Source organism: Parvimonas sp. D9 (genome assembly GCF_035282565.1).
Taxonomy (GTDB): domain Bacteria; phylum Bacillota; class Clostridia; order Tissierellales; family Peptoniphilaceae; genus Parvimonas; species Parvimonas micra.
The window spans coordinates 1-811 of sequence record NZ_JAYKBM010000025.1 but is presented as its reverse complement, the minus strand read 5'-3'; the positions used below and the strand labels follow the sequence as shown (position 1 = coordinate 811).

Annotated in this window: 2 protein-coding genes; both read left to right on the top strand. The window is 48.8% G+C overall.

Annotation, left to right across the window (positions count from 1 at the left end; all coding sequences use genetic code 11):
- The first annotated feature begins 79 nt into the window (after positions 1 to 79).
- Positions 80 to 307, top strand: coding sequence for a hypothetical protein (locus VJI94_RS07830; RefSeq protein ID WP_324008936.1), 228 nt, complete (start codon positions 80 to 82; stop codon positions 305 to 307).
- Between the two features lie 118 nt (positions 308 to 425).
- Positions 426 to 811, top strand: a 386-nt coding sequence (locus VJI94_RS07825; protein WP_324008935.1) for a hypothetical protein, incomplete at its 3' end; no start/stop codon positions are given.

The following is an 811-nucleotide window of genomic DNA, read 5'->3' as shown; positions in this document are numbered from 1 at the left end:
GGCCACGATCACAACTCCAACGTCGCCGTCAAGTAATTTTAACGGGGGCGTAATAGCCCCCTAATTTTCAGGGATAGTCATGGAACTCAAACTCGCCAATAATACCGCAGGCAATCTCATCGGGTTCTTCCTTGGTGGAGGTATGCGTGCATTTCTCCCTGACGCCAAGCCCAAGGCAAAGCCGAAGTTTCAGCACCTGGCTGACAAGGATGCCAAGATCAATCGTTGGACTGGCCAACCACACAACAACCTGCGTCCTTACGCACGGTATTATGGTATTCCCTACAAAGCCGTGTATTCGAAATGAGGTGGTTGTGGCGTAAGCGCAATGTACGATGGAATGTGGCATTCGGGCATAAGTATACCGGCTACATTTTATACCTGTTCAATATTCCTATTGTTGAGTATAGGGAAAGGGTATCGTAATGTTTGACCCGTTATCCTCCCATAGCTTTCCGCGGGAAGACATAACGGATCAGGAAATCGTGGCAGCTTTAGGGTTGCCACGTTATCTTGACACGATTGACTTCAAGGCCCCACAAAAACTGGCCATTAATTTTGGCTTAAAGACGGACAGGTTCGTCCTGTCATTCGATAAGGGTATGGGTAAGACGATTACCTACCTGACGATCATGCATCTGCGTGGTGTACCAAAGTTACTGATCATCTGTGGCAAGAATGCGATGCTGGCACAGCGCCGTGAGATTCTACGTCACTTTCCAGCATGGGCGGCATCTTATACGTTTATCCGTGGTAATCGGGAACGTCGGATGCGCCAGTGGTCTGAGGATAAGCGTGTCTATATCACCAC